The sequence below is a fragment of the Nostoc sp. CHAB 5715 genome, assembly GCF_020829685.1.
Classification (GTDB): Bacteria; Cyanobacteriota; Cyanobacteriia; order Cyanobacteriales; family Nostocaceae; genus Nostoc.
On sequence record NZ_JAIVFR010000496.1, the window covers coordinates 1 to 5,487 of the forward strand.

Below are 5,487 nucleotides of genomic sequence, written 5' to 3' on the forward strand. Positions count from 1 at the left end.
TTCGTACCCTTCATCAGGAACGGTATTGTCGAGAATAAAGGGATGCCATCGGATATCCACTTCTTTTTCTGGCCATTGTGCCAGTGCATCAAACAGATGCTTTTTCCCTATTCTACACCAGGGGCAAACGGGATCGTGAAAGATGTCTATCAGCATATTTTTTATCCTTCAAATGCTAATATTTGTATGCATCTGGGGTTTGAAATCTCGTTGAAGAGGCGTTGTGTTTAAAGGCTGTAAAAAAGCGTTGATTTTTTCTTCAAAAAAGCTTTGAGTATTTTCAAATTCTTGAATTAATGCGTCTCTATCTTTCCTTGCTACCAGTCTTGCAAGATGGCTGTAAGTATTAGCTAAAAAGCTAATTGCATTACACCTTTCTTCTGTAGCTAGCATAATATCAACACATAAATTAGGATTTTGAGAAAACAAACGTTTAACAATGTCAATTTCTTGACGATAGTTAGGTGTTGACATTGTTAAGCTCTGCTCTATGTCCACTTTTACTTGTGCTAAGAAAACACCAAGACTAAATCTACAAAAATGCTGCGTTGCTTGAACGATTACCATCATTTTATCGTGTTCTTCAGGCGTGCAAACAATTAATTCTCCACCTTGACTTTTGATAAAGTCTAATAACCACTGGAATGAATCATCGTTTCGACCTGGACATACTACCACTTTTTGTCCTAAAAACGATTTGATATTTGGCCCGAACATTGGATGTAAACCCATGACTGGGCCGGAATGGTATTCGAGCATTGCCTGAGTTGGCTGAGTTTTTACGCTCGTGATGTCACACAAAGCTGTATTTGAGCCAAGGTATTTCGCTGCTCGTTTGATAACATCAACTGTATGTTCAATGGGAACGCTTACTAATACTAATTCTGCCTGATTTAACAGTTTATCTGCATATTCCCAATCATCGTGTTCGAGAACACTAACATTGTGACCTACTAGCGAAAGCTGCTCTTTAAATAATCTTCCCATCCTGCCGCATCCACCGATGATGGTAATTTCTCGGGGAGTGACATGATTTGTTGCAGATTTAGGAATCAAAGTAGCATGGCAACTATTTACTACACTTGCCCAAACAGACTCAGGAATACCAGCTTGGGCGAGTAGGGGAGCCACATCAGCCAGTTGTTCATCTAAAGAAGGTTGTTCTGATGCTGCTAATAATGATATGCGATCGCTCAGTAGGGCGATTAAGCTTTGGTCAGTTTTTTTAAGCTGATCTGAATTAGTCATTTGTCATTAGTCATTTGTCATTTGTCATTAGTCCTTGAGAGACTACGCGCACAAGGGACGTGGTTTTAATTAGTCTGATATGATTAGTGTTTTCGCCTACAAGGGGCGAGGTATGTACTAAAATGTCTTGAGGAACAAGTGATTTGTTAGAACTTAATTCGGGTAAGATATCCAAAGTTGTTGCTTCTTTGGCGATCGCATCATAAAATAACTCTTCATACCGATCTAGCGCTTGCTCAAAGGAATAGTTTTCTACCGCAAACTTTCTTCCTTTGCGCCCTAATTGTGCTGCTAATTCCGGTTGATTGTATAAATCTAATACCGCACTTGCCAAAGCATCTGCTGACTCTGGCTCAACGATAATGCCGCCACCACTTTCTTTGATAGCTTTGGCAGCAGTACCAGATGCCGGAACTGAACCGACAATTGGGCGACCACTGGCTAATAGCAGTGGTATTTTAGAAGGCATATTGAAGGAAATCACATTGCTCTTTTGCACAATCAACCCCACATCTGCGGCTGCTAACATTTGGGGTAGTTTTTCTCGCGGTTGCAATGGTAGCAGCAAAACGTTATCTGCACCACAAGCAAGACAATGTTTTTGCAACCTTTCGAGGGCTTGAGATTCACCTGCGATCGCAAAGACAATATCATTAATATGACGCAACCGAGCTGCTGCTTCTATTACTGTCTCTAAACCTTGGGTCAGAGCAATATTACCTGAATAAAGCACTACAAATTTATCATCGAGTTGATGGGTAGCTCTCCAAGAGTTATTCTCCTTCGGTAAAGGGCGGATAAAATTTAGATTCACCCAATTGGGAATGCAGGCAATTTTATTAGCCGATACACCTTTATTTATTAAATTATCTACAAAGCCATCAGCAATCACGCTAATGGTATGTGCAGTTCTATAAGCAAATTTTTCTAAAGCTTCCAGAGCTTGAATCATCAACTTATTTTTAATTAGCCCAACACGCACAGCAGCTTCCGGGAGGATATCTTGCACGTTCAGCACTACTGGGCAGTTGTATAGCCAAGCTATTAAGGTTGCAGGTAAACAAACTAGTAGCGGTGGCACTGTTAAAAGAATTACATCAGGTCGCTCGCCCTTAAGGGCTTGTGGCAAGCTTGTAAAAACAAAGCTCAACTCTAGCAGTAGCCTGTCTACAAGGTTAGGTTTAGACTTAATCCGCAGGTAACTACGCTGAATTTTGACACTATTTTTATGTTCAGTAACGTATAGCTTACCCCGATAGCGATCGTAAATCTGACGCTGAGGATAATTAGGCATACCTGTGATTACCCGCACTTGGTGCCCTCGCTTCACCAGCCCTTCTGCTAGTTCAGTCATTAAAGGTGCAATACCAATTGGCTCTGGATGATAATTGTATGAATAAATCAGAATTTGCATGAACTGTTAATATCCTGAAAGCAGCTTGATAATGTTGGCTTTATTGTGTTATCCAGTTTTTATCTCCGTTGTTCCAGATTTAATGACCAGAAATTTTCGTAGGGGAGCCAGTGCGTTCATAGGTGTCAACTTAACGTGAAAACGATGTCCCGCAAGGAACTGAAGTTCCTTGCTAATAGCCAAAGTCATCTAAAGATGACTAAATATCCCCCAAAATCTTGAGTCTACTTCAGTAGACTTTAGCTATTAGCCAGAGAATTCATTCTCTGGCGGGTGAGGAGTCCCACAGCAAAGCTATTTCTAGCTTAAGTTGACACCAATGCAGTGCGTTGCGGTGAATCCAGCGCTGTAGGCGGGTTTCCCGCCGTAGGCGACTGGTGAACCCGAAGGGAGGTTCCCGACGCTCGATGACTCGCTAACGCTGCGCTATCCGTTGTAGCAACTGGCGTTGTGTTACTAGCAAGAGTACAGCACCAAATTTATTGAGATGGTGCGTTAGCCAAGGGCATAACGCACCCGACGAAACAGAAGTTTTAGATTTTGTTTAATCCACTTCAGCCTCTGAACTCGGAACTTCGACCTCTGAACTCGGAACTTCAGCCTCTGAACTCGGAACTTCGACCTCTGAACTCGGAACTTCGACCTCTGAACTCGGAACTTCGACCTCTGAACTCGGAACTTCAGCCTTTGAACTCGGAACTTCGACCTCTGAACTCGGAACTTCGACCTCTGAACTCGGAACTTCAGCCTTTGAACTCGGAACTTCGACCTCTGAACTCGGAACTTCGACCTCTGAACTCGGAACTTCGACCTCTGAACTCGGAACTTCAGCCTTTGAACTCGGAACTTCGACCTCTGAACTCGGAACTTCAGCCTCTGAACTCGGAACTTCAGCCTCTGAACTCGGATTCGGTCATATTAGTGCTACTCAAGCATGAGAACTCAGCACTGTTTTTACAACGTTTTCTCTAAACTGAAGGCTGGCTTTTGTTGTCCACGTTTCCGCAATGTGACGGTAGCAGCCCCAAGTCCGAGCAATGCTAAACCTAATACTGAACTAGATTCAGGCACTGGTTTTCTGTCTGTTACATTTATCACTTGGACGCGACCTTGGAAGAAATCGCCCACGTAAAGCTTGCCATCTTTATAGCCTGTGCCACCCGTCCAGTTAAATCTGCCGGGAGCGAGGTCGAGGGGGTTGCCAAAAGGAGGGCCAGTGAATGCTGGAGGCGGTACAGGGTTGCCTGATGCATCTAGGGCTGGTTGACCGAAGGAAGTCAAGTAGTTACCGTTTTTATCGAATACCTGAACGCGGCTATTGACAGAATCAGCTACGTAAACATTCTCAAACTCGTCCACTTCGATGCCAATTGGCTGAAGAAGCTGTCCAGGTCCGCTACCTGCTGAACCAAATGCCAACAGAGGGTTACCATTTGGATCGAGTACTTGAACGCGGTTGTTATACTGGTCAGCTACAAAAATATTTCCACTAACTGGGGAAATTCTTACACCTGCTACACCTTGGAATTCCCCAAGTGCAGTACCCACAGTGCCACCAATGACACCAAGTGGCTGTCCGTCTGCGGTGAATTTAAGAATTCTTTCGCCGTTAAAATCACCTATGTAGAAGTTGCCAGTTTTGTCAAATGTCACACCAGATGGTCCAAAGAAAAGCCTATCATTTATGCGAGGGGTAAAATCTCCATTTGCAAAGGATCTAATAAAGTTACCCTGAGAATCGTATTGATTCACGCGGTTGTTGTAAACATCACCAGCATACAGATCCCCTGTTACTGGATTAAAGTCTACAGTTGTTGGCTCGTCAAACTGCCCGGGTCCTGTGCCGCCGGAGCCAATTGCTCCAATATACTGACCGCTAGGATTAAATATTTCAATTTTGTTACCAAGGTTGAAGTTAGGAGTACCATCCGGGTTAACACCGCGTCCGTTAGCTATGAGGGTATTCCCTTGGCTATCCACCGCTATGCCTTGGGGAACAAACAGTTCTCCAGGGCCGAAGCCAGGGCTACCGATAGTGCGATCAAAGCTTAATGTTACAGCTTTGGCTTGGGCTGCTGTTGCCAGCACCATGAGTCCAGTACCGAGAATGCCGATTGAGAAATTTTTGACTAATCCCATGAGTTTTAAGTCGTGGTTGTATAAGTTATACTCTTTCCTAGACTAATTTTGTTCCCAGCCCCAGTTCGGGAATCCTAAAATTCGGGCTGCTGCCTCTTGTTTGAAATGCAACTTTCTGTGTGAGGCAGCAGCCTATTTTATAACCATTACCTGGTGTCAGGTAATGAGGAATTAGACTATCTCTGCTTTGGCTAGCAATTCACCCGACTTTTCGGGGCGTTTGCGTTTGGCGATCGCAGCAGTTGCACCTACACTAGCAAGTGCTAATAAGCCAAATATTGAAGTAGATTCGGGGACTCTTTTTGTAACCAGACCATCCACCCGAACAACCGACCCTATATCTGGGCCAACACCGCGCTTGGTGACGTAGATTTTCCCGTCAGGGCCAATATCGATTCCAGCAGACGATTCCAGCCCTTCACCGGCAGCAACCAGCGTTGTGCGAGTGAGATCAGGAGCAACTTTGACCAGAGAACCAGGAAGGAACCGTAAATCACCTTGTAACTGAGAGGTATCGCTGAATTGTAAGACCAGCAAATTACCCTCATCATCAAAGGTTAGGTCAGTGATGTGTGTAAACCCATCCAGAAAAACCTCTGGGTTCCCATCCTCGCCGATCCGGAAGATCCGCGATTCATTTTCTGGATAAGGAAAACCTGTATATTCCCCAACATATAAAGCTCCAT

At 44.1% G+C, this 5,487-nt stretch carries 6 protein-coding genes; 1 reads left to right on the forward strand and 5 read right to left on the reverse strand.

Annotation, left to right across the window (positions count from 1 at the left end; genetic code table 11):
• The 3 genes from LC574_RS24245 to LC574_RS24255 form a co-directional block, all read right to left on the reverse strand.
• The coding region (locus LC574_RS24245; RefSeq protein ID WP_229456111.1) for a DsbA family protein at positions 1 to 156 on the reverse strand (156 nt) is incomplete at its 3' end.
• A gap of 12 nt (positions 157 to 168) precedes the next feature.
• Positions 169 to 1,248, reverse strand: coding sequence for a bifunctional chorismate mutase/prephenate dehydrogenase (tyrA, locus tag LC574_RS24250; protein WP_229456106.1), 1,080 nt, complete (start codon positions 1,246 to 1,248; stop codon positions 169 to 171).
• Between the two features lie 10 nt (positions 1,249 to 1,258).
• A complete protein-coding gene (locus LC574_RS24255) occupies positions 1,259 to 2,662 on the reverse strand; it encodes a glycosyltransferase family 4 protein (protein ID WP_229456107.1) in 1,404 nt (467 codons plus the stop codon).
• A 540-nt stretch (positions 2,663 to 3,202) separates the two neighbouring features.
• Here LC574_RS24255 and LC574_RS24260 point away from each other — a divergent pair.
• On the forward strand, positions 3,203 to 3,634 hold the full coding sequence (locus tag LC574_RS24260; RefSeq protein WP_229456108.1) for a hypothetical protein: 432 nt from the start codon (positions 3,203 to 3,205) through the stop codon (positions 3,632 to 3,634).
• Here LC574_RS24260 and scyF read toward each other — a convergent pair.
• Both scyF and LC574_RS24270 read right to left on the reverse strand, forming a co-directional pair.
• On the reverse strand, positions 3,617 to 4,801 hold the full coding sequence (gene scyF / locus LC574_RS24265) for a scytonemin biosynthesis PEP-CTERM protein ScyF (protein ID WP_229456109.1): 1,185 nt from the start codon (positions 4,799 to 4,801) through the stop codon (positions 3,617 to 3,619). The two genes, LC574_RS24260 and scyF, sit on opposite strands and share 18 nt — an antisense overlap.
• Positions 4,802 to 4,972: 171 nt before the next feature.
• Positions 4,973 to 5,487 (reverse strand): ScyD/ScyE family protein (locus tag LC574_RS24270; RefSeq protein WP_229456110.1); only part of this gene is annotated, 515 nt, incomplete at its 5' end.